The organism is Vibrio algicola, from assembly GCF_009601765.2.
Lineage (GTDB): Bacteria > Pseudomonadota > Gammaproteobacteria > Enterobacterales > Vibrionaceae > Vibrio > Vibrio algicola.
In genome coordinates this window covers 1,276,507-1,302,111 of the sequence record NZ_CP045699.1, presented here as the reverse complement: position 1 = coordinate 1,302,111, position 25,605 = coordinate 1,276,507, and the positions used below count along the sequence as shown (strand labels likewise).

The 25,605-nt window shown below is 40.9% G+C and carries 17 protein-coding genes; 15 read left to right on the top strand and 2 right to left on the bottom strand.

Annotated features, from left to right (window positions below; all coding sequences use genetic code 11):
• Positions 1-39: 39 nt before the first annotated feature.
• The 13 genes from GFB47_RS06015 (at position 40) to rmf (ending at position 21,774) form a co-directional block, all read left to right on the top strand.
• The gene (locus GFB47_RS06015) at positions 40-513 is read left to right on the top strand and encodes a GAF domain-containing protein (protein WP_153447157.1); all 474 of its coding nucleotides are present in this window, start codon (positions 40-42) and stop codon (positions 511-513) included.
• A 102-nt stretch (positions 514-615) separates the two neighbouring features.
• Positions 616-1,266, top strand: a complete 651-nt coding sequence (gene proQ, locus GFB47_RS06010) for an RNA chaperone ProQ (RefSeq protein WP_153447156.1) — start codon at positions 616-618, stop codon at positions 1,264-1,266.
• A gap of 17 nt (positions 1,267-1,283) precedes the next feature.
• Complete coding sequence (prc, locus tag GFB47_RS06005) at positions 1,284-3,290, top strand: carboxy terminal-processing peptidase (protein ID WP_153447155.1); 2,007 nt, start codon at positions 1,284-1,286, stop codon at positions 3,288-3,290.
• Between the two features lie 168 nt (positions 3,291-3,458).
• A complete protein-coding gene (locus tag GFB47_RS06000) occupies positions 3,459-4,127 on the top strand; it encodes a hypothetical protein (RefSeq protein ID WP_153447154.1) in 669 nt (222 codons plus the stop codon).
• 289 nt (positions 4,128-4,416) lie between these two features.
• Positions 4,417-7,023 carry an aminopeptidase N gene (gene pepN / locus GFB47_RS05995; protein WP_153447153.1) on the top strand — a complete coding sequence of 869 codons (2,607 nt, stop codon included), beginning with the start codon at positions 4,417-4,419 and terminating at the stop codon, positions 7,021-7,023.
• A 327-nt stretch (positions 7,024-7,350) separates the two neighbouring features.
• A complete protein-coding gene (locus GFB47_RS05990) occupies positions 7,351-12,231 on the top strand; it encodes an NAD-glutamate dehydrogenase (protein ID WP_153447152.1) in 4,881 nt (1,626 codons plus the stop codon).
• A gap of 149 nt (positions 12,232-12,380) precedes the next feature.
• Positions 12,381-13,391 (top strand): quinone-dependent dihydroorotate dehydrogenase, encoded by a 1,011-nt coding sequence (pyrD, locus tag GFB47_RS05985; protein ID WP_153447151.1) that lies wholly within the window; start codon positions 12,381-12,383, stop codon positions 13,389-13,391.
• 155 nt (positions 13,392-13,546) lie between these two features.
• The gene (locus GFB47_RS05980; protein ID WP_153447150.1) at positions 13,547-14,092 is read left to right on the top strand and encodes a cell division protein ZapC; all 546 of its coding nucleotides are present in this window, start codon (positions 13,547-13,549) and stop codon (positions 14,090-14,092) included.
• Positions 14,093-14,873: 781 nt separating this feature from the next.
• Positions 14,874-17,012 carry a bifunctional 23S rRNA (guanine(2069)-N(7))-methyltransferase RlmK/23S rRNA (guanine(2445)-N(2))-methyltransferase RlmL gene (gene rlmKL, locus GFB47_RS05975; RefSeq protein ID WP_153447149.1) on the top strand — a complete coding sequence of 713 codons (2,139 nt, stop codon included), beginning with the start codon at positions 14,874-14,876 and terminating at the stop codon, positions 17,010-17,012.
• 44 nt (positions 17,013-17,056) lie between these two features.
• Complete coding sequence (locus GFB47_RS05970; RefSeq protein ID WP_153447148.1) at positions 17,057-17,392, top strand: glutaredoxin family protein; 336 nt, start codon at positions 17,057-17,059, stop codon at positions 17,390-17,392.
• Entirely contained in the window at positions 17,370-19,316 is a 1,947-nt protein-coding gene (locus GFB47_RS05965; protein WP_153447147.1) for an ABC transporter ATP-binding protein, read from the top strand. The genes GFB47_RS05970 and GFB47_RS05965 overlap by 23 nt, the downstream gene beginning before the upstream one ends.
• Positions 19,317-19,368: 52 nt before the next feature.
• Positions 19,369-21,351, top strand: a complete 1,983-nt coding sequence (locus GFB47_RS05960) for a DUF3466 family protein (RefSeq protein WP_153447146.1) — start codon at positions 19,369-19,371, stop codon at positions 21,349-21,351.
• Positions 21,352-21,600: 249 nt separating this feature from the next.
• Positions 21,601-21,774 carry a ribosome modulation factor gene (rmf, locus tag GFB47_RS05955; protein WP_153448162.1) on the top strand — a complete coding sequence of 58 codons (174 nt, stop codon included), beginning with the start codon at positions 21,601-21,603 and terminating at the stop codon, positions 21,772-21,774.
• A 129-nt stretch (positions 21,775-21,903) separates the two neighbouring features.
• On the opposite strand, the gene fabA is transcribed toward rmf, so the two are convergent.
• The gene (gene fabA, locus GFB47_RS05950; protein WP_153447145.1) at positions 21,904-22,428 is read right to left on the bottom strand and encodes a bifunctional 3-hydroxydecanoyl-ACP dehydratase/trans-2-decenoyl-ACP isomerase; all 525 of its coding nucleotides are present in this window, start codon (positions 22,426-22,428) and stop codon (positions 21,904-21,906) included.
• Positions 22,429-22,492: 64 nt separating this feature from the next.
• Entirely contained in the window at positions 22,493-24,166 is a 1,674-nt protein-coding gene (locus tag GFB47_RS05945; protein WP_153447144.1) for a S16 family serine protease, read from the bottom strand.
• Between the two features lie 335 nt (positions 24,167-24,501).
• Here GFB47_RS05945 and matP point away from each other — a divergent pair, with 335 nt between their 5' ends.
• Positions 24,502-24,951 (top strand): macrodomain Ter protein MatP, encoded by a 450-nt coding sequence (matP, locus tag GFB47_RS05940; protein ID WP_153447143.1) that lies wholly within the window; start codon positions 24,502-24,504, stop codon positions 24,949-24,951.
• Positions 24,952-25,237: 286 nt separating this feature from the next.
• On the top strand, positions 25,238-25,534 hold the full coding sequence (locus GFB47_RS05935) for a c-type cytochrome (RefSeq protein WP_153447142.1): 297 nt from the start codon (positions 25,238-25,240) through the stop codon (positions 25,532-25,534).
• The last annotated feature ends 71 nt before the right edge of the window (positions 25,535-25,605 follow it).

Below are 25,605 nucleotides of genomic sequence, written 5' to 3'. Positions count from 1 at the left end.
TGACATTGTACGGAATTAGTTAAAATATGGAAGTGAAGCATGTCAAATAAGTTGTACTCACGTTTAACCGCGCAAGTGGTCGCGATGATCGAATCAGAACCTGATTTTATTGCGAACCTAGCTAATATTAGCTCGATATTGAATATGGAGCTGGAATCCATTAATTGGGTCGGCTTTTATATGCTTAAAGACAATGAGTTAGTGTTAGGTCCATTTCAAGGCAATCCTGCTTGTGTTCGCATTCCGGTTGGCCGTGGTGTTTGTGGCAGTGCCGTGGCACAAAATGCAATCCAGCGAGTGGCAGATGTACATGCATTTTCTGGCCATATTGCCTGTGATGCTCAAAGTAATTCAGAAATAGTGATCCCATTCTCCATTAATAATGAGATAGTAGGGGTATTGGATATTGATAGCCCACTATTTGACCGATTTAGTGCCGAAGATGAAAAAGGCTTGTCAGATTTGATGGCACAGGTAGAAATAATCCTTCAAAAGCATATTTCACCACGATAATTTGCACATGCAGGTGGTTTTTCATTTCCATCTCACTATAATAGCCAAAATAATTTTATGAACACCCGTGCGGAAATTTACCCGCATTAACCAGGACCCCCCATGGAAAACACTGAAAAGTTAAAAAACAGCAAAGAAGTTATTGCGTATATTGCTGAACGTTTCCCACTATGCTTTACCCTTGAAGGCGAAGCTAAGCCTCTAAAGATTGGTATCTTCCAAGACCTTGCAGAGCGTTTAAGCGAAGACGAGAAAGTGAGCAAAACTCAATTGCGCGCCGCATTACGTCAGTACACGTCATCTTGGCGCTACCTTCACGGTGTAAAACTTGGTGCAGAACGTGTTGACCTTGATGGTAATGCGTGTGGTGAGTTAGAAGCAGAACATGTTGAGCATGCTAAAACAGCACTCGCTGAAAGCAAAGCTCGCGTTCAAGCTCGTCGTAAAGAACAAGCGGATAAAAACCGAGAAGAAAGAATTGCAGCCGCTAAAGCGAAAGCCAAAGCTGCTCCAAAAGCGCCACGTAAACCTAAAACAGATCCAAAAGCGAAAGTTGCAAAACCAGCAAAACCTGCAGTTGTTGAAACTCGCGCGTTAAATGCTGATGAAATTGTTCTTGGTAGCGATATTAATATTAATATGGGTCAGGGCAATATGGCTGCAACTATTGTCGAAATTAACAAGGATGATGTTCGTGTTCGCCTTGCTAACGGCTTACAAATGGTCGTGAAAGCGGAGCACTTGCGCGTATAAAGGGGATAATCCTACGCATGAATTTCCGATTAAAAGCGTCACTATTTGCTGTTAGCCTTGTGCTAACAGCAAATTCAGCTTTGGCGGCTGAAGCTAAAATTAAAGAGTCTCAGATTCCGGTATTAACGGCTGAGGCTCAGCATGCTATTGCCAGTCAACGAGTGGCATCTCGCTTTACTCGTTCTCACTATAAACACTTCAAACTTGATGATGCCTTTTCAAAAGGTATTTTTGATCGTTATCTAGAATCTCTCGATTACAGTCGTAATGTTTTCACTCAATCAGATATTGATGCTTTCAAACCATTTGAAAGTGAGATTGATGATCAGCTGAAATCTGGCGACACTAAAGCCGCTTTTGATATGTTCAATTTATCGATGAAACGTCGATATGAACGTTATTCTTACGCACTAACTTTATTAGATCATGAAATCAAATTTGATACTGATGAGAAAATGGAGCTGGATCGTTCAAAAGCCAAATGGCCACAAAACGAAGCAGAAGTTGATGAGTTATGGCGCAAACGTGTTAAATACGATGCATTAAACTTAAAATTAACCGGTAAAAAATGGCCGGAAATTAAAGAGTTGCTAACTAAGCGCTATAACAATGCCATCAAACGTATTACTCAAGCGCACAGTGAAGATGTATTCCAAATTTACATGAATGCATTTGCTCGCCAAATCGATCCCCACACCAGTTACTTGTCACCACGTTCAGCCGATGAATTCCAAGCAGAAATGAGTTTATCGCTTGAAGGGATAGGTGCAGTACTGCAAGCCGATGACGATTACACCACGATACGTTCTCTTGTGACTGGCGGTCCGGCTGCGGGTTCTAAGCAATTGGCAGAAGGTGATAAAATTATTGCCGTCGGCCAAGATGGCAAGAAAATGGTCGATATTATCGGCATGCGTTTGGATGATGTGGTGCAATTAATTAAAGGGCCAAAAGGCACTAAGGTTAATCTGCAGATACTGCCAGAGGGTAAAAACGCCAAAAGTCACGTTGTCACAATTGTACGAGATAAAATCCGTTTAGAAGACCGCGCAGTGAAATCCAAAGTGATTGAACAAAACGGTAAGAAAATCGGCGTACTTGAAGTACCAAGCTTCTATGTTGGTTTATCCAAAGATACAGCAAAATTGCTGGTGGATTTGAATAAACAGAAAGTAGACGGTGTGGTGGTGGATTTACGTAACAATGGTGGTGGCGCATTAACCGAAGCTATTGAATTATCGGGATTATTTATTACTCAAGGGCCGGTGGTCCAAGTGCGTGATAGTTATGACCGAGTTAATGTAGACAGTGATAATGACGGTATCGAAAACTATGATGGCCCAATGACGGTATTAATTAACCGTTACAGCGCCTCAGCGTCAGAGATTTTTGCCGCCGCAATGCAAGATTACGATCGCGCCGTTATTGTCGGTGAAAACTCTTACGGCAAAGGTACGGTTCAACAGCATCGCTCATTAACGCATATCTATGATAACTTTGATAAGCCATTAGGTTTTGTTCAATACACTATTCAAAAATTCTACCGCATCAGTGGTGGCAGTACTCAGCGTAAAGGCGTAGCACCGGACATTGCGTTCCCAGCCGCCGTTTTACCTGAAGATACCGGTGAAAGTGTTGAAGATAATGCCTTGCCGTGGGATCAAATTGCAAAAGCAAATTATGAAACTGTGGTGACGCCAAGTGATGAACAATCGCTGGTGACCAAACTTATCGCTGAACATAAAGCGCGTATTGCCAATGATCGTGAATTTACTTTCATTAAAGAAGACATTAAAAAGTATCAGGCTGAAAAAGACGATACCACCATCTCTTTAAATGAAAAATTCCGCGAGCAAGAGTCGGATAAAGAAGATCAACTAAAACTGGATCGTATTAATGTACGTGAAAAAGCGGCGGGTAAACCAACGTTTAAAACATTAGAAGATGTTCCTAAAGATTACGAAGCTCCCGATGCTTATCTTGATGAAGCGGTAGCGATAACTGCCGATATGAGTAACAGTTAACTTTTTCTCATCGATCAAAATAAGTAAAATAGAAACGAAGCCCTCAGTGAATTTTCACCGGCTTCGTTTTTTTATGCGTCAAAAAAATTGTAGTTCAAACAAATTTGCGAGTTAAATCACATAGCCTAAACTTTAACTACCGTGTTTAAATTTGGTAGTGATAGGCGTATGTTGAAAAGTATGATGATCCTTTTATGTTCGCTCAGTTTAGGTGCTGCCACTGTTGATGCGCCAAAGAAAATGGACATGTTCTTATTTGAAAATCCATTTTTGATTGGGCAATGGGTTGTGTTAAATCCAATGCCAGACGAGTTGCCAGATGATTTTCTTTATATTCGTTTGCAACTTGAATCGAATTATCGCTTTAGCATCGCGATTAAACGTAAGGATAAATCAGTCGATAGTTGGCAAGGGGATTTTACCGTCGATGATGGGGTGCTGACATTAGGACCGAATTCGCATGATCCACAAATTTATAGTTATCGAGTCAATCCGCATAAACTACTACTCAATGGTGTCGCTTTTACTAAATTACTCCCTGCTCATTTATCGGGTTATTGGCAAAGCACTTACATTCGTGGGGTTGATGTTGCTTCGAGTCAACTCAGTCATATTACCTTGCAGTTAGAGCCCAATTTTTATTTCTCCATTCATTCCATGACTCAAGATGGAACGATAAAATCCCGTGAAGGGGTGTATTACATTGAAGATAATAATATTTCGTTTATTTTTCAAGATGGTGAACAAACCTCACAATTTAGTCTGCAAGCCAAGCAATTGATCTTGTCGAGTAATGATCTTGATATGTACATTGCCTTTCAACGAGATGATGAGTAGCAGGATCGATAATTAAAATATCCTCAGCCAAGCGAATATTTTATCTGTTGGCCAATTAGCATACTTTTACTGCTGTGAATCTGGGAATAAGCAAACAATTATGCAAGAATGGAAGTAGCAATAAATCTAACTTTTATCAGCCTATCTGTGATGGCCTTCAAGGTGATTACGGGTAAAAGGGTTAGAATTATCCGATTCAATATTGCGCCACTCTGTTTGTGAACATTTGACTTTTTTGTGATCATTTAACAAGGTTCAGACGCATGGAAACTACTCAAAAGGAAGAATAATGAGCCAGCTGCCTCAAGCAAAATTTCGTAACGATTACACCTCTCCAGAATTTACCATTACCGATCTTGATTTAACCTTTGATCTGTTTGATGACAGCACCACGGTTATTGCGGTATCTAAAGTGATCAAACTTGGCACCTGCAATAGCCTGACTTTAGATGGTGAACACATGGAATTGGTGGGCGTTAAAGTTGATGACATAAAATGGCAAGATTACCAACGAAGCAAAACAAACCTAACCATCAATAATCTGCCTGACAATTTCACCTTAACCATTGAAACCAAAACTAATCCATCGGCTAATACCGCATTAGAAGGTTTATATAAATCGGGCGGCGCATTTTGTACTCAATGTGAAGCGGAAGGATTCAGACGCATTACTTACTTCCTTGATCGCCCAGATGTGTTAGCCAAATACACCACCACAGTGATCGCTGATAAAGCGGAAAATCCATACTTATTGAGTAATGGTAACCGAATTGATAGCGGTGATTTAGAGCAAGGTCGTCATTGGGTTAAATGGCAAGACCCACACCCAAAACCTTCTTATCTATTTGCTTTAGTGGCAGGACAATTTGATGTATTACGCGATCAATTCACCACTAAAACCGGTCGAAAAGTCGATCTTGAGATCTTCGTTGATCAAGGCAATTTAGATCGCGCCCCTCATGCAATGGCATCACTTATCAATGCCATGAAGTGGGACGAACAACGTTTTGGACTGGCTTACGATTTAGATATCTACATGATCGTAGCAGTTGATTTTTTCAATATGGGCGCAATGGAAAACAAAGGGTTAAACGTGTTTAACTCCAAATATGTACTCGCCAATGATCAAACTGCAACCGATGCCGATTATTTAGGCATTGAAGCGGTCATTGGGCATGAATACTTCCATAACTGGACCGGAAATCGTATTACTTGTCGTGACTGGTTCCAATTAAGTTTGAAAGAAGGCTTAACGGTTTTTCGTGATCAAGAATTTTCTTCTGATTTAGGCTCGCGCGCGGTCAACCGTATTAACAATGTACGCATTATTCGGGGCCCACAATTTGCCGAAGATTCAAGCCCAATGTCGCACCCAATTCGCCCTGAAAAAGTCATAGAAATGAATAACTTCTATACATTAACTGTGTATGAAAAGGGCAGTGAAGTGATCCGTATGATCCACACATTGTTAGGCGAAGAGAAATTCCAACAAGGCATCCAACTGTATGTGGAACGTCATGATGGAACGGCGGCAACCTGTGATGATTTTGTCGCGGCAATGGAAGAGGCTTCGGGTGTGGATTTAAGCCAATTCCGATTATGGTATAGCCAATCGGGTACGCCAAATGTCACTGCAACCACTCAATATAATCCAGACAAGCAAACCTTTACGCTACAACTTGAACAACACACGCCAGCAACGCAAGATCAACCCCAAAAGCAAGCGCTGCATATTCCAATGAATGTCGAATTGTATCAAGCTGATGGTCAAATTATTCCATTGCAAATACAAGGTTCGCCATGTGATAACGTATTGGATTTTAAACAAGATCAACAAAGTTTTGTGTTTGAAAATGTTAGCGAGCAACCGATTATTTCTTTGCTACGTGAATTTTCAGCGCCAATAAAACTCACTTATGATCATTCAGATCAAGAGTTAATGTTCCTGATGGTTAACGCTCAAAATGAGTTTGCACGTTGGGATGCAGGGCAAAATCTGATCGCCAAATATTTACGTACAAATATCGCAGCTTATCAACAAAACCAAGCATTTGAACTGAATGATAATGTGATTGATGCGTTTCGAGGCGTGATTTTAAGCGCCGAACTTGAGCCTGCGTTTATTGCTGAAATGCTAACCTTGCCAAGTCAAAATGAAGTTGCAGGCTGGTACAAACCGGTCGATGTCGATGCCATTAATGCGGCGCTTGGTTTTATTAAGCAAACCTTAGCGGTTGAATTAATTGATGAATTAACCGCGACGTATCACAGCTTAAAGCAAAGCGAATACACGATTGAGCATGCGGCAATTGGCCAACGCTCGCTACGTAATGTATGTTTATCTTACCTTGCGACGACCGACATTGGTGAGTCATTAGTTTGCCAACAGTTTGAATCTGCCAATAATATGACCGACACTATGGCGGCAATGAGCGCGGCTAACCAAGCACAACTGACTTGCCGTGAAGCTTTAATGAAAACCTTCAGTGACAAGTGGAGTCATGATGGTTTAGTGATGGATAAATGGTTTATGTTGCAAGGTACTAACCCTGCTAAAGATGCGTTATCTATGATCCGAACCACTATGGATCACAGTGCCTTTAGCTTAAAAAATCCAAACCGTACTCGCAGTTTAGTGGGTGCTTTCTTTAATAATAACCCAGTCAATTTCCATGCTGTTGATGGATCGGGCTACCAGTTTGCCACTGAGATTTTATTGTTCTTAAACGAAAGTAATCCACAGGTAGCGTCACGTATGATTGACCCATTACTGAAATATCGTCAGTTTGATGAGACTCGCCAGCAATTGATCCGTACCGAGCTTGAAAAAGTGTCAAAATTAGATAACTTAGCCAAAGATTTATTTGAGAAAATCACCAAGGCGCTAGAAGCCTAACATTGACCGGAAATGTAAATATTAAGTTAATATGATGACGAAAATGGTGGCCACATGGTCGCCATTTTTTATCTAAAAATCATAGTGATAGTAAAATAAATGGCTAATTAGCCTTTTTGTAGCGATAAATTATACCATTCACACAAAATCTAGCGGTATGACCATGTGTTGATGTCTCAAAATCGAATTTTACTCGATTAAATAAGCTTTAAACTATTTAACTTTATCGTAATATATCTCTTACACTAAATGAGTGGTATGCAAAAAATGCCAATCATATTTATGCCAACCTCAAGTTAATTGTCTATCCAATGATGGAGTAAGAAAATGTCATCTAGTGAAAAAATTGTTCCGGTTTTACTCGAGAAAGTGTATCAGTTAATTAAGGATAAATTAGAATCACCTTCGCAACAGTTGGTGGTCCATTTAGCTGAGCATCTTTATAGTAATATTTCACACGATGATCTTTTTCAAAGGAATGAATCCGATCTCTACGGCGCGGTAATGAGTCTTTGGCAACACCTCTCAGAGAAAAAAGAAGATCAAATGTCAGTGCAAGTTTTTAATCCAACCTTAAGTCGCCAAGGTTGGCAATCGACTCATACTATTATCGAAATTGTGGTGCCGGATAGTGCTTTTCTGGTCGACTCGGTCAAAATGGCGATCTCTCGTTTTGATCTTACCAGTCACTTTATGGCCAATGGTCCAACCCAAATTGAATATAACAATGGTCAAGTGTGTGGGATAAATAGCGGTGAAGGAGGAATGCAATCATTGTTCCATATTGAAGTGGATCGTATTGCCGATAAACACCGAATGAGTGCGTTAAAAAATGAAATTTTATCGGTGATCACGGATGCAAAATTGGTGGTATCGAACTGGCAACAAATGGCAGATAAATTACAAGCAGTGATTAAAGAGACTGAAAAACAAAGAAAAAACATCCCAGTTGAAGCGGAACGTTTAGAGGCAGGATTTGCATTTCTCACTTGGCTTGGTGAGCATAACTTTACCTTTATGGGCTATAAAGAATATGACTTGCAAACGGTCGATGGTGAGTACGAACTTGTATCAGCCGACAGCGACGCATTAGGTTTACTGACACAAGAACAACGAGTGCAAAATACAGGGCGACTTTCGACCCTTTCCGATAGCGCAAAACTTGAAGCGAAAAAGCCCGATTTATTAATGCTCACTAAAGGCAGTCATGCTTCGACAATACATCGACCCGCTTATACCGATTATGTTGGGATCAAGAAATTTGATAACAAAGGTAAAGTGGTGGGAGAGCATCGCTTTATCGGTTTGTACACTTCGGCGGTATATAACCAAAGTGTGGAAGACATTCCGCTAATTCGAGATAAAGTGTCACGAATTCTGCAATCAAGTGGTTATCTAAAAGGATCTTATTCATGGAAAGCACTGCATAATATTTTAGAGAACTACCCAAGAGATGAATTGCTTCAAGCCAAAGAAGAAGAATTATTAGAAGTAGGGATGGGCGTAGTGCAAATGCAAGACCGAGATTTATTGCGTTTGTTTGTGCGTAAAGACCCATTTGGCCGTTTTTACAGTTGCATGGTGTATGTCACCAAAGAGCGGTACAACACTGAGTTGCGCATCAAGACCCAAAGTATTTTTCAAGATCATTTTGGCAGTGACCAAGAGGTCGAATTTACCACCTATTTTTCTGAGAGTCCGTTAGCTCGTACCCAATATATAGTGCGAGTTGATAACAATGACAATGATATTAATGTTAAGGCAATAGAGAGAAACTTAATGGAAGCCTCTTTTTCTTGGGACGATCGATTAACTCAATCTGTGATCAGCAATTTTGGTGAAAATAAAGGCACGGCTTTAGCCAAAGATTATCAAGATGCCTTTCCTCGCTCGTACAAAGAAGCGACCTTGGCAGGGGGCACCGCCGTTGCCGATATTGAACAATTAGAAAAATTAGATGAAAGTAATAAACTCGGTATGCTTTTTTATCGTCCGCAAGAAGTCAAAAAAGATTCAAAAGCGGTAAAATTGAAACTTTACCATCGCGATGAACCGATTCACTTATCTGATGTGATGCCGATGCTAGAAAACTTAGGATTACGGGTGATCGGTGAATCACCCTACGAGATCCAAAAAGCAGATGGCACGGTTTTCTGGATCCTCGATTTCTCAATGCTGCATCAAAGCAAACAACAGATTGATCTTCGTGAAGCGCGCGAACGATTCCAACAAGCGTTTGCTGCTATTTGGAATGGTGATTTAGAAAGTGATGGCTTTAACCGTTTGGTGTTATCAGCAGGGTTAAGTGGGCGAGAAATAACGATTTTACGCAGTTATGCACGTTATATGCGTCAAGTTGGCTTTCCGTTTAGCCAGCAATATATTGAAGATACATTATCAAATCATGCAGAATTGGCACAAATATTAGTGGATCTGTTTGAGGCGCGCTTTGATCCTAAATTGAAGTCGCGTGCTAAAGCAGAAGATAAATTGATCGTAACGATTAAAGCCAAACTTGAAAAAGTAGAAAGCTTGGATGATGACCGGATCATTCGTCGTTACATGGAAATGATAAAAGCCACCATTCGAACCAATTATTACCAAGTCGATCAAGACGGATCGCCTAAGCCTTGGTTGGCATTAAAACTGACCCCGCGTAAGATCCCAGAAATCCCAGCGCCGGTGCCAGAGTTTGAAATCTTTGTCTATGCACCCGATGTAGAAGGGGTGCATCTACGTGCCGGCAAAGTGGCACGAGGTGGTTTGCGATGGTCTGATCGTCAAGAAGATTTCCGCACTGAAGTATTAGGTTTAGTCAAAGCGCAACAGGTTAAAAATACAGTAATAGTTCCGGTGGGGGCAAAAGGCGGCTTTGTGTGTAAACGCCAGCAAAATTTGACTACCCGTGATGAAATATTTGCCGAAGGCCAACGTTGCTATAAGCGTTTTATTCGAGCCCTGCTAGATGTCTCCGATAATATCATTGAAGGAAAAGTGGTCGCGCCAATCAATGTGGTTCGACATGATATCGACGATCCTTATTTGGTTGTGGCAGCCGATAAAGGCACCGCAACCTTTAGTGATATTGCCAATTCTGTCGCGGCAGAATACAACTTCTGGTTAGATGATGCTTTTGCCTCTGGTGGCTCGAATGGCTATGACCATAAAGCAATGGGGATCACCGCCAAAGGGGGGTGGGAATCGGTAAAACGTCATTTCCGTGAAATGGGAATTGATACTCAAACTACTGATTTTACTTGTGTTGGTGTCGGTGATATGGCGGGGGATGTGTTTGGTAATGGTATGCTGTTATCGAAACATATTCGGTTACAAGCCGCTTTTAACCATATGCATATCTTTATTGATCCCAATCCGGATGCGGCGCAAAGCTGGCCAGAGCGTGAACGTCTATTTAATCTGCCAAGATCAAGTTGGGAAGACTATGATCCGAAGCTGATCTCCAAAGGCGGTGGAATATTCTCAAGACGATCTAAGTCGATCTCGCTAACGCCTGAAATTCAAAAAATGATCGGCACACAAAAGCAATCTTTAACCCCAACTGAATTGATCAAAATGCTATTACAAATGGAAGTCGATCTGCTTTGGAATGGTGGTATTGGTACTTATGTTAAGTCCGCAAAAGAAAATAATACCGATGTCGGTGACCGAGCCAATGATGCGTTACGTGTTGATGGTAAAGATCTTAAAGCAAAAGTTATCGGAGAAGGTGGCAACCTTGGCATGACCCAATTAGGCCGGATTGAATTCGCTTTATCTGGCGGGCGAGTCAATACCGATTTTGTCGATAATGTGGGTGGTGTAGATTGCTCGGATAACGAAGTGAATATAAAGATCTTCTTAAACGGATTGGTGGCCAATGGTGATCTTACCTTTAAACAACGTAATATTATCTTAGATAGTATGGAAGATGAGATTAGTGAGATTGTACTGGATGATGCTTATTGCCAATCGGAATCCATTTCAGTCGCCCAAAGCCAAGGGACGGAACAGGTGAAATCTTTGATCCGTTTTATCCATGCGTTAGAAAAAATGGGCAAATTGGATCGAGGGCTTGAATATCTACCCGATGATGAAACCTTACTCGAGCGTGAAAAACAAGGTAAGGGCTTAACTCGTCCAGAAATCTCAGTGCTTATTTCGTATGCAAAGATGGTCCTAAAAGAACAACTGGCATGTGATGAGATTGCCGATGAAGCCTATAACGCCAAATTATTAGTCAATTACTTCCCGTCTAGGTTACGCGGTAACTATGAGACGCAAATACCATCACATCCATTACGTAAGGAGATCATTGCTACATCGCTAGCCAATCAAATGGTGAATGAAATGGGATGTAATTTTGTCAGCCGTTTGCAAGATGAAACAGGTGCGGCGGTAGTGGATATCACCAATGCTTATGTGGCTGCTCGTGAGATATTTAATGCTGAAGCGATGTTTACTGAGATCCGACAACTCGACAATGTCACCAGCAGCGAAGTGCAATATCAATTATTGATGTTGGTACGTCGGAATTTAAGACGAGCATCACGCTGGCTTATTCGTAATCAGATGGCCAAGCGAACAGTGGGAGAGATAGTTGGGCAGTATCAAGCTGGGATCGATACGGTAGAAAATGGCTTGGCACAATTTTTAGTCTCTGCCGAAATGGCTGAGCACGATACATTGGCACAAGCTTGGATTATGCAGGGGGTGAGTCAAGCATTAGCGGAAAAGGCTTCACGTTTGAGTAGTTTATTTTCCGCCTTGGATATCGTGACGGTTTCAAATGAAGTGGGGATCACGGTTGAACAAACCTCGGCCATGTATTACACCTTAGGCGATCGTTTATCCTTACATTGGTTCTTAGAGCAGATTAACAATCAACCGGTTGATAATAACTGGCAAGCATTAGCTCGAGCGACATTCCGAGAAGATCTCGATTGGCAGCAACGTCAACTAACTTCGCAAGTATTAGGCTGTTCCTGCATGGAGAAAACGACTAAAGACGTCACAGTGTCACTTAATGAGTGGATTACTGCTAATAAAGTGTCATTAATTCGGTGGGAGAATATCCTCAATGAATTTAAAGTCGGCAATGCACATGAGTTTGCTAAGTTCTCAGTAGCATTACGAGAATTGATGTTATTAAACCTAAATTGTGCGGCCAATCAACCGATCGGTTCACTTAATGACCATAAAAGTCACTGATATCGCTTAAACTTTGATCTAAAACTAGAATTCGGTTTGGCTAGCCGCAATGCAACCGATTGCGGCTAGTATAATTCTAGTGAGAAAGGTATACTTCGCCCCAAATTTTAGGGGCTTTTTCTTTTGGATCGACACAGTTAGGAGCAAGCATGCTTTATCGTATTGCCAGAACAGGTTTATTTCAATTCAGTGCAGAAACCGCACATGAATTTGCGGTTAATAATATTCGCCGCTTACACGGTACACCGCTTGATTTATTTTATCGCCAGAACCTACCGACTCGTAGCGTTGAAGTGATGGGGCTAACCTTTAAAAATCCGGTTGGTTTAGCGGCGGGCATGGATAAAAATGGTGAAGCAATTGACGGCTTTGGCGCGATTGGGTTTGGCTTTCTTGAAGTCGGCACAGTAACACCACGTCCACAACCTGGTAATGACAAACCACGATGCTTCCGTATTCTTGAAGCGGAAGGCATTGTTAACCGTATGGGGTTTAATAATGAAGGTGTCGATCAACTGGTTGAAAATGTTAAGAAAGCCAAATATGACGGTATTATCGGTATTAATATTGGTAAGAATAAAGACACGCCAATAGAAAAGGGTACTGAAGATTATTTAATTTGTATGGAAAAAGTGTACCCACATGCCGGATATATTGCCGCTAACATTTCATCTCCAAATACTCCAGGGTTACGTACACTTCAATATGGCGAAGCATTGGACGAATTACTGGCCGCATTAAAGCAAAAACAACTGGAGCTTGAAAAACAACACAATAAATACGTACCATTAGCATTAAAAATTGCCCCTGATTTAAGTGATGACGAATTAGTGCAGATTTGTGACTCGTTGAAAAAACATAAGATTGATGGCGTGATCGCAACCAACACCACTTTAGATCGCACTTTAGTTGAAGGGATGAAAAATGCCAGTGAGACCGGCGGCTTAAGTGGTAAGCCATTACAATCTCGCAGTACCGAAGTGGTGCGTCAACTTTATCAACAATTAGGTGAAGAGATCCCAATCATTGGGGTAGGTGGGATCGACTCTTATATTGCGGCAAAAGAAAAAATGCAAGCTGGTGCTAAATTAGTCCAAGTGTATTCGGGCTTTATTTATCGTGGACCAGAATTAATAAAAGAAATCGTTAAAAATATCTAATTAATATCGATATTTACATTATTTCAGTCTGAAAGAGGAATTAAGTTTTCCTCTTTTTTTTTGCCCATCTGTTTGTAAAATGAATAATACCTAAGGGATAGACGGAAGAAGTAGAGTGTCTATTTTCACTTTATTTGTTTTAAAAAGGCGGGCTCATGCTAAAACCAAGTGATAGATGGAACTGGTATTATAATGAAACGGATAAAGCCCTAATGCTAGACCTTGGGCAAGACGATATGGTTTTTAACGTCAATATTGCAAAAAAAATGTTAGTCAATACGGCCTTTGAAGCGAATGAATTCTCAATCGACGATGCCAATAGCTATCATACGTTTTGTGAGCAGGTAAATTTACTTCCTATATCCGATCCCCGTAAGTCTGAATTAGCCCTTAATGGTGTCGCAGCCCGTCGTTTTCATAAACCTGTACAACCTAAAAGCTGGTTCTTTTCATCTCAAGGTGGCGACTTTATCCCAGTAGAAGGCGAAATCGTCCATCTACGCAATTGCTACAACGACGGCCTATTTATGGTGGTTGAAGTAGGGGAAACCGCGAGTATGTGTCTTTCGGTTTCATTGAAAGATTTCAGCTTAACCGAATCGAAAATACTGCAATTTGGTGAGCCTATTAAGGTTATGCACGATAGATTTGCCAAAGCATACCTACAAACTCAAGTCGATAATTTTGCAATGGTAGGGTAGTCCGCGATTGATTTTTTGACGCTCTGCATAATTTCGTTCCTTGTTGTATTTTACGCCGGCTGATGTCGGCTTTTTTTTGTTTAAAATTTGCCTTTCTCTATTACCGCTACGGGCAGCTGCGCTCAATGGTTGCTGTTATTGTTTTCAATCAAATGGGATTACCTTCAAAAAAGCGTTAATCCACTCCCAAACAAACAAGACTATTGGCTTATATATTGGCGTAATGATAATCGTAAAGTGGTGAGTAAGTGACCAATGCTGTCTTAAATATGGCGTGACTAGCATCACATAGTTGTGGTGTGCCTTTATCTAATGAGCGGTTATTTGGATTTAATCCACTGGTCGCAATGACGTAAACTTAGGCCATAAATAAAATAAATACCCCTTTTAACCGCATTTTGTAATTAATTTACACTGCAAAAGCCCCACTGGTCTATACCAATGTTATGGTGAATATCTATGCGAATAAGCGCTTACTCTGCAGATTGATTAATAAAAGTGATATGCGCAATGTGCATTCATGTGGTAACCACTATGGTGAGATGAACACAGTGCCAATGAGCAAGAAAATGGTAAAAAAAGGGTCAAAATCTGAAATTATTGTCAATAAACGGACATGTAAAAACAGCATTCAGTGAGCTAGTTGGATTAAAGCGCGGGTTAAATGAAAAGAAATGCTGAAATAACAAGATAAAAGGGGCTAAGTGGTGCGAGATGTTCGCATCTGTAGGGGGTTTCAGTATATAATCGCGGTCCATTTACTAAGTTACTGACCGAGATAATGAATCAATATTTAGCTATCACTTCTAACGGCCTCGAAAATCTTCTTGCTGACGAACTTACGCAGTTAGGTGTCACCGATGCGAAACCGGTTCAAGCTGGTGTTCGTTTTACCGCCGACAATGCTCAAATCTATCGTTGCTGCCTATGGAGTCGTTTGGCTTCTCGCTTTGTTAAAGTGCTATCTGAGTTTTACTGCAATGATGATATGGACTTATACCTATCGGCATCGGCAGTGAATTGGTCTAACCATTTCTCGGTTGATAAACGCCTGATTGTCGATTTTAACGGGACCAACCGTGAAATCCGCAATAGCCAGTATGGCGCAATGAAAGTGAAAGACGCGATTGTCGATTGCTTTACTAAAAAAGATTTAGGTCGCCCGGATATCAGTAAAGAACAACCGGATCTTCGTATTCATGTTCGTTTGCATCGTGACCAAGCCATTTTAGGTATTGATATGGTTGGTCTTGGTTTGCATCAACGTGGTTATCGTACTGAAGCGGGCGCAGCGCCTTTGCGTGAAACGTTAGCTTGTGCGGTAATATTGCGTAGCGGTTGGGACCATTCACAACCGTTACTCGATCCTATGTGTGGCTCCGGCACCTTGCTGATTGAAGCCGCGTTAATGGCTGCTAATATGGCGCCAGGTATGCAACGTCCTAAATGGTCGTTTGAATCATTGAATGATTTTGAAGCCGAAACTTGGGCAGAAGTGAAAACTGAAGCAAGCGTACAAGGTCGTAAAGGACTAAAAGCGCTAAGCAATACTCAGTTCTTTGGTGTCGAGATCGACCGCCGCGTAATGCAAGCTGCCAAAGACAATGCGAAACGTGCTGGGTTAGGTGACATTATCCAATTCCAACTGGGTGATGCGGCCAAACTTGAAAAACCCGCAGCATTTGATACCGGGGTGGTGATTTGTAACCCGCCTTACGGTGAGCGTATGGGCACCGAGCCTGGTTTGATTGCGTTATACACTGAGTTAGGTGCACGTCTAAAAAGTGAATTTACAGGTAGCCATGCGTCGATCTTCTCGGCCAGCGATGAGTTATTAAGTTGCTTACGCATGCGTGCTGACAAACAATATAAACTCAGTAACGGCGCGTTACCGTGTCACCAAAAAAATTATTCTATTACTGGTCGTGTTAATCCGAATGGTGAAACGCTACGTCAAGCCGATAAAGAAGAAGCGCAAGTGGCACCAGATTTCGCTAATCGCTTGAAAAAGAACATCGCAAAAATTGGCAAATGGGCCAAACGAGAGCAACTCGATTGTTACCGTGCTTATGATGCCGATCTTCCAAACTACAATGTGGCGATTGATCTGTATCTCGATCAAGTGGTGATCCAAGAATACGCACCGCCAAAGACCATTCCTGAAGAAGTGGCCAAGCGCCGTTTAACCGACATCATTCGTGCAACCATCCAAGTATTAGGGGTGGATGCCAACAAAGTGGTGCTTAAAACGCGTGAAAAGCAAAAGGGCAAGCGTCAATATCAGAAGCTTTCTCAAGATTCTGAATATTTGCAAGTTAACGAATATGGCGTGAAGTTACTGGTTAACTTACAAGACTATTTAGATACCGGTTTATTCTTAGATCATAAATTGACTCGTCGTCGTTTAGGCCAAATGTCGGCGGGCAAAGATTTCTTAAATTTATTTGCCTATACCGGCAGTGCCAGTGTGCATGCGGCGGCTGGTGGGGCTAAATCGACCACTACTGTCGATATGTCGAATACGTATTTGCAGTGGGCGCAGCGCAATATGGAACTCAATGATTTCACCGGTGATGCTCATCAATTTGAACAAGCAGATTGCTTACAATGGCTCAAGCATGAAGATCGTCAGTTTGATTTGATCTTTATCGATCCACCAACGTTCTCAAACTCAAAGCGTATGGAAGATACCTTTGATGTGCAGCGCGATCACTTAAGCTTGATGGAAAACCTTAAACGTTTAATGCGCCCTGAGGGTGTGGTGGTGTTTTCAAACAACAAACGTCAATTCAAAATGGATTTAGAGGGTTTGGCTGACTTAGGTCTAAAAGCTGAAAATATCTCGGCCAAAACTCGCCCATTAGATTTTGAACGTAATAAGCACATCCATAATTGCTGGGTGATCACTCATCAAGCATGATGTTGTACGTGATGAAAATGGTTTCGTTTTAAAAGGATAGGAATGTGTTAACGCTGTATTCAACATCAGGCTGTCATTTATGTGAAATGGCATTTAAGCAATTACAACAACTTAATCTAACAGACAATGTTAGGGTGGTTGATATTGCTTTTGATGATGACTTATTTGCTCGTTACGGTGTCACTATTCCTGTCCTGACTATCAATTTAGCAACGGATTTAGAAGCCGTTCTAGAAACGAATGTAGACACAATAAATCCAGATACAATGAACCAAAATAGTGCTTCTCAAGCGACTCAAGTCAACGAGTTATTTTGGCCTTTTAATATTGAAGAATTACAAGTGTGGTTAAAACAAAATGGCATTAATTACCATCCATAACGGCCAATTGGCTTTTGGCGATCATCCTTTATTGGATAGAACTGACTTCTCATTACAACAAAACGAAAGAGTGTGTTTAGTTGGCCGTAATGGCGCCGGTAAATCCACCATGATGAAAGTGCTATCAGGCGAAATTCTGATGGACGATGGCAAAATTCAAGTCACTCAAGATGTAGTGGTATCACGCCTTGAACAAGATCCACCGCGTAATGCCGAAGGCACGGTATATGATTATGTGGCAGAGGGCGTGGCGGAAGTCGGTGGACTGCTAAAAGAGTATCACCATCAATTAGATATTATGATGGAAGACCCATCTGAAAAAAATATTAACCGTTTAGCGAAAGTGCAAGAGCAACTCGATCACAATGATGGTTGGCGCTTAGAAGATCGGATCAAAAATATACTGACGTCATTAGCGTTAGATGAACATGCTTTATTGACCAGTCTATCGGGTGGTTGGCAACGTAAAGCGGCATTAGCTCGCGCGTTAGTGTGCGACCCTGATGTATTACTACTCGATGAACCAACCAACCACTTAGATGTGACTACCATTGAATGGCTGGAAGCATTTTTAAAAGATTTCCGTGGTTCGATCATCTTTATTTCGCATGACCGTGCTTTCATTCAGTCAATGGCGACTCGTATTATCGATCTTGATCGCGGTAATTTAAGTTCATTCCCTGGTAACTATGAACAATACCTGATAGATAAAGAAGAAGCATTGCGCGTGGAAGAAATGCAAAATGCCGAATTTGATAAAAAATTAGCCCAAGAAGAAGTGTGGATCCGTCAGGGCATCAAAGCTCGTCGTACCCGTAATGAAGGTCGGGTTCGCGCGCTTAAAAAATTGCGAGAAGAACGTTCCGAGCGCCGTGAAGTGATGGGGAAAGCCAATATTCAAATTGATGAATCAAACCGTTCAGGCAAGATCATCTTTGAAGCAGAAAATATCAACTATCAAATTGATGGAAAAACCATTGTTAAAGACTTTAGCTTTAATATTATGCGTGGCGACCGTATTGCGCTAATTGGTCCAAATGGTTGTGGTAAAAGTACCTTATTGAAACTACTTCTGGATAAATTACAGCCCGACTCTGGTCGTCTGCATTGTGGTACCAAGTTAGAAGTGGCGTATTTTGATCAATACCGAGAAATACTCGATCCTGAAAAAACCGTGATGGATAACTTAGCCGACGGTAAACAGGAAGTGACAATAGGCGGGCGTACGCGCCATGCTTTAAGTTACTTGCAAGATTTTTTATTTGCACCCAAACGTGCTCGTACCCCAGTAAAAGCACTATCTGGCGGTGAGAAAAACCGTTTGTTATTGGCAAAACTGTTTATTAAATCGAATAATTTATTGATCCTCGATGAACCGACCAATGATTTAGATATCGAAACATTGGAACTTTTAGAAGATTTGCTTGCCAACTATCAAGGGACTTTGCTTCTTGTTAGTCACGATCGTCAATTTGTTGATAATACAGTCACAACTAGTTGGATTTTCGACGGCGACGGTAAGATTGAAGAGTTCGTTGGGGGCTATCACGATGCTCAAGCTCAACGCTTACAAGTATTAGCCACCAGAGGTGATATTGCTGCGGCGACCAAAGAGTCACATACAGCGGTTAAAGAAGCAACAAAGGAAACGAAAACGCTTGAGCAGGCTCCCAAAACACAAACGGTAGAGAATAAACCGAAGAAGTTATCCTATAAACTGCAACGAGAACTTGAAGCTTTACCCAAAACATTGGAAGCACTTGAAGCAGAAATAGAGCAATTACAAACTCAGGTGAACCAACCTGATTTCTTCAGCCAGAGCAGCGATAAAACTCAATTAACTTTGGATCGTTTAAACGCTGCTGAACAAGAATTAGAAACTGCATTTGAGCGATGGGAACAACTGGAATCGATGCAGGGCTAACGATGATATCCAACAATCACGGATATAAATCTATTATGGAATTAAGCTATTAATGTCAAATTCAACATTTAAATTAACTCTCATTGCCGCCTCATTACTGGCAGCACAAACTGCATCAGCTGCGATTTATAACGTCGTTGAAGTGACACCATCTACTACCGAGAATCAATATTACGGTAGTGCGATTGAATCAAAAGAGATCACAGATACGACAAGTAAAGGTTGTTTTGAATCTGATGCGTCTTGTGCCGATTATGTATTAGCCGGTGATACTCGTAACGGCACTGAAGGTATCTCATATTCGGATGAAGTCCCATTTAATTACGACAATCGCTTTACTATTTTAGATAAAGCTGATTTGGAAAATTATTGTTACGATCAGCTGGGTTATAACACTTGTGATGTGTGGGCTGATGATCAATGGTATGGCGGTGATGGCGATACTGATGGTGGATTAGAACGAGAACGTGATGCATTTTATAATAAAAATTATAAAAGCAATGCAACGGCATTTGATTCTACAGGTAGTGTGAGTATTCCAACACAATCTAGTTATCACCCTGGTAATGGAAACTTTATCCCGGATACTCAAAATGCAGTAATAACCAATTTAGATGTGACTAATCCAATAGGTATTGCAAGTAGTGGTTATTATAATGTTGGTGGTAATTATGCATTAGCATTTCGCCAGCGTGGCTTTTATGACTCAACGTTTTTAACGCCACCGGCATCGTTACCTTTAGACACAAGTAGTAATCAGATAGTGACTAAAATGGGCCGTACCTTTGCTTATGGTTCATTTTCTTATACTGATAACAGTGGTGATACTAAAACCTATGTTGTCGGATCATCGGCGGTTGCTCCATTTGATAATGGGGATGATGATAAAAACTATTATGGTGATCTGAGTCGATGCACCAGTGAATCCGATCCTGCAGCAATAGCAGATTGTCAGAACTTTGCATTTGCGACTAAAGCAGCTTTATGGGATGTAACGGATTTGACAGATCCAACAAAGCCAACAAAGCCTGATGAACTTCAGGTTACAAATACTGTAGCCAATTGGAAAGAGGCGAAGGATGCAAACAGTGATGATGATTACGCTGCCCAAGCCAGTGCTCGATCGGGAGCAGTGTCCGCAATCACCAAATATCAAGGTAAACCGGTATTAGCGGGGTTTGATACATGGAAAGATGATAACCGATACTATATGCAAGCAGCGATATTTTATCCTAACTCTGATTTTGATAATACGGGTGTCAGTGATAATGCTTGGATACCTGTTTTTATCAAGAATACTAAAATTGATGATGGTGACGATTATATTTACAGTAATAGCTTAGTTAAAGCGATAAACCGTAACCTTATTGCTATTGGTGAAACTAAGCGTTTTGGTAATTACCCTGAAAATGGTGCCGCTAATAACCGTCTATTTTATGTCGATGCCGCGACTGGATCGGCAAGTACAGAGCCTAGTGCAGTCTATTTAAGCGGTGATATTTTCTTTAAAGGTGCAGGTGGTGAAGCTAACGCAATCAATAACTTCAATGAAGTGGTTGGTTCAATTGACGCTGAGAAGGATCGTGAAGTCGATGGTAAATCTCGTCGCCGCCGTGGTTTTATCGACCCATTGAATTTGACTAACAGCAACGATGATCGAATGAAAATATTCGATAACAAAGCCTGGTGGTTAGATAACTTAACCAACGATGGAATACAATCTGGAGTAAATAACCAATACCGTATTATTAATGCTACCGGTATTAACGATGATGGAGTTATTTCAGCTACAGCCTATAAATGTGATGGTGGGTATGATAATTTGACCCATAATTCATATTGTCAAAATGGTAAGTCAGGCGCTGAAAGCTTAGTGGCGGTTAAGTTGGTACCAATTCCTGGTGCAACCAGCAAAGATATTACAACTCGTGGTGGTGAAAAAACCGACACTAAAAGAGCTGGCAGTTTAGGTGTTTGGGCTCTTATGCTATTAGGTTTTATTGGCTTTAGACGTAAAAGTTCCATTAAGCGTTAATTTAATTGGTTAAACTTTGTCAAAATTACCGGCCCATCACAGATTGATTGGTCGGTTTTTTTTCGTCTTGAGAAAATAGAGAAACTAGACGATGATTAATAGACCCCAAATATTTGGGGATATACAGTCGTTCTGTTACTGATCAAGTCGAGTGTCAATTATCTGACTAACAAGGAATGAATTGAAGGTATTGATTGGTATGACTGACAATAGTTGTTTATTAAACTAATGTATGAGGAAGATACTATGATGAAGAGACAGAAACGCGATCGTTTAGAAAGAGCGCAATCTCAAGGATACAAAGCAGGTGTAAACGGACGATCGATGGATGACTGTCCATACCAACAAATGGATGCAAAATCTAACTGGTTAGGTGGTTGGCGAGATGCTCGCGATGATAAACAATCTGGTATGATTAAATAATTCAATTCAAAAGGCATCATTGTCATATTCGATGGTGCTTTTATTACCACCCTTAATGCACTATAACTAAATGCATTTAATGTAAATAAATCAGCGCCAAACGCTGACTTATTCACATTAAATGCTATTTTAGAAAGCAGAAGTATCTTGGAACAAACCCACTTTCAAATCTTTGGCGACATAAATCTCTTTACCGTCAACCAAGACACGACCATCAGCAAGGCCCATGACTAAACGGCGGTTAACCACACGTTTCATATGGATCTCATAGGTGACTTTCTTAGCGGTTGGAAGAATTTGACCGGTAAATTTTACTTCACCTACACCGAGTGCTCGGCCTTTACCTTCACCGCCAACCCAACCGAGGAAGAATCCAACTAATTGCCACATAGCATCTAAACCAAGGCAACCTGGCATTACTGGGTCGCCAGGGAAGTGACAGTCAAAGAACCATAAATCTGGAGTGATATCGAGTTCAGCGATAATCAATCCTTTGCCGAAGTCACCAGAATCGGCTTCATCGGTGATGGTAGCAATACGATCCATCATTAACATATTAGGTGCAGGAAGCTGTGGACCAGTAGGGCCGAACAATTCACCTTGGCTAGAAGCTAATAGATCTTCACGAGTATATGAGTTACGTTTGTTTTGCATTATTAAATTACTCCAGAAATAGTCTGTGTATCTTAGCGAACGCGTGTAAGCTAAACAAGTCTGATCAGTCAATACCGATAATGTTTTTGATCTTATTCAAAAAACCTCGCGGTAAGTGATCTGGTTTATCGAAGTTTTCAATCCGCTCAGATATTTTATTGAGTATTGTGTCTTCATCCTCATCACCGCGGAAAGCTTTACCAAATATAAGCGGCAGTGCTTCATCTACCGATTCGACCGACCAAAGGTGAAATTGTTCATTTTTTATCGCCTGAACTACATCTTTATGTAATGAAAGATGTTTTAGATTAGTTTTGGGTAAAACCACACCTTGGTGACCCGTGAATCCTTGATGCTGACAGATATGGAAAAAGCCTTCAATCTTTTCATTTAAGCCACCAACGGCTTGAACACGGCCAAATTGATCGACCGCACCCGTAACCGCAATTTGTTGATTGATCGGATATTCAGAAAGGGCACTAACCAGTGAACAAAGCTCAGCTAATGAGGCGCTGTCGCCATCAACTTCGCTGTAAGATTGTTCAAATACAATCGAAGCGGCAAATGGCAGGGCTTCTTCAAGATCCAATGCACTGCCTAAGAAGGCTTGCATAATCATCATTCCCTTAGCGTGTAAATTGCCACCAAGCTCTGCTTTACGTTCAACATCGGCAATATCACCATCGCCAAAATGGATCACACAGGTTATACGAGCTGGTTCCCCATACGTGACAGGGTGACCAGGGATTTCAATCACGGTTAAACCATTAACTTGCCCAATACGTTGACCTTGCGTTTCGATGATCACTTGCCCATCTAAAATATCATCGAGTGCACGTTGTGGCAGATAAGATTGACGATACGCCTTGTTCTCGATGGCTTGTTGAATATGTATTGCTTCAATCGGGGCTTGCTTCGATTCAATTGCGGCTGAGGCCAGCATACCTTTTATCCAAATTGGACATAAAGGCATACGTTGTTGATCTTCGGTTTGTCTTGCCGCTTCATTTAATAACTCTTTCCACGCTAAACTATCTGCTGGTAAAGGCAGATTTGAGGACATAGCAAGGCCGGTGACATAAGAAAGATAAGTCGCGAATGAATCAGGTTCTAGTTTGAAATCTTCTTCAATTTCAGCAAAAAGGCACAATTGGGTGCGAATATCAGCATCAAACATGTCGAGATCGCCAAGTTGCATCCGGTCGCCTACAATCACTAACTTAATATCATAGGTTTGGCTTGGCTCTTGATTGAGTATTTGTCTTGGATCGGATGAGATTGGTGAGCACGGGTAGCCCAGTACCGCCGCTTTTAGTATTGGCCAAATTCTAGGGTTCGCTAAGATTAAGTTCGACGAAATAATCAAATAACCATGGTTTGCTTGCTGCAATAAACCGGCAGATTGCTGAGTGTTTTTCCCATCGATGACTTGATATTGACCAAATAACACTTCAGGTTCAATACTTTCTGAACAAACGATAGCGGCGCTTTTATTAATATGACCGTCGTTTTGTAACTCGATAAGCGAGTCTTGGATGTATTGTCGATAGACTAGATTATCGGGCGAGTTAATCAGTAAGAAACGGGTAAAGCCATTTAACTGTTCAAATTGGTTAAATGCTGCTTTTAATCTAGGTTGGACGGTTAAAAAACTGACAGCATCAAGAGAAGATAAAAAAAGAGTATCTTCATATTCAGAAAAGTTAGGTATTGCAGATTGCCAAGGCTCTTTTATCATTCGTATTTGAGTTCAATAAGTCGGTTAAAGGTAGGAAGTATATAGAAAAACGTTCTGACCTAATAGCGGTTTGTATCGTAATTGTCTGCATTTAAATAGAAAATCAAACCAATTAACCCTAACATATAGTTAAAGTTATGAAGCTTGCCATTAAGCGACAAGTTAACGGCGTCAATAAAGTGGCTCTTTCATGTTAAAAAAGACAACTAAGACGATTAGAGCAATAATCATTTTACAACATACCATTATGTGAACACAAGCATTGAGAAAAAATGCTAGAATGGTTACGCTGTCACTATAGATGATGAGGTTTGATACACCAGAAGGATCATAATGTGAAATATCAACAATTAGAAAATTTAGAATGTGGCTGGAAATGGCAATACTTGGTCCGAAAATGGAAGGATGGGGAGTTAATTACTCGCTATCAAGATAGCAGTGAATCAGCGGCAGCCGTTGATGGTTTAAAAAAGCTTGAACATCAACCGACACAAGTAATTGATTGGATTAATGAACATATGAATCCAGAATTGCATAACAAGATGAAACAAGCGATCCGAGCCAAACGAAAACGCCATTTTAATGCTGAGCATACGCATACTAAGAAGAAATCGATCGATCTTGATTATGCGGTATGGGAAAAGCTATCGGAACGAGCTCAAGAGCTGGGGTGCACTTTATCAGATGCGATTGAATACTTGGTATCTGAAGCATCGCGTAGTGAAACAGCCAATAAAAAAGTATCGAGTATCAAAGCAGATTTAAGCAAATTATTAGACTTTTAACGTCTATACGTTTTCACGGTAATGACGTTTTTAACTGTGTCTTAGCCGCTTTAAACTACCCCAACAGGGGTATTTTGCATGCTGTTTTTTGATGGATACAACATTTTTGGCGATAAATTTTTCATTTCCTTCATTTTTAGACTAGATTGTATACATTGTTGTTTACACTTGTCGTGCGGCATTATCTATAGCGCAAACTTTTTTGATAAATAGTTTTTGGGAAGCGATGATTGGGCAGGCCATCTCATCATCACTTATTTTTCTCAATTCTTTTGGAGTTACGGTTATGAAAAATCTTTCTTTGGTTATCTTAGCAGCATTGATTAGTACGCCGGTATTTGCTGCTGATATTGCAGCCGGTAAAGCAAAAACGGCAGTATGCGCATCATGTCATGGCGCAGATGGCATAGCCACAATCCCAACATACCCAAATATAAAGGGACAAAATGCGGCTTATTTAGCAAAACAATTAAAAGCATTTAAATCAGGTGATCGAGTTGATCCTGTAATGAAACCAATGGCAAGCATGTTAACCGATGAAGATATCGAAAATGTGGCGGCGTATTATCAAAGTCTAAAATAAAGCGCTCTAAAAAACGAACGCCAAGCTAGTATCAGTATGCTTACGAAAACTCAATAACGATGTGGATGTGT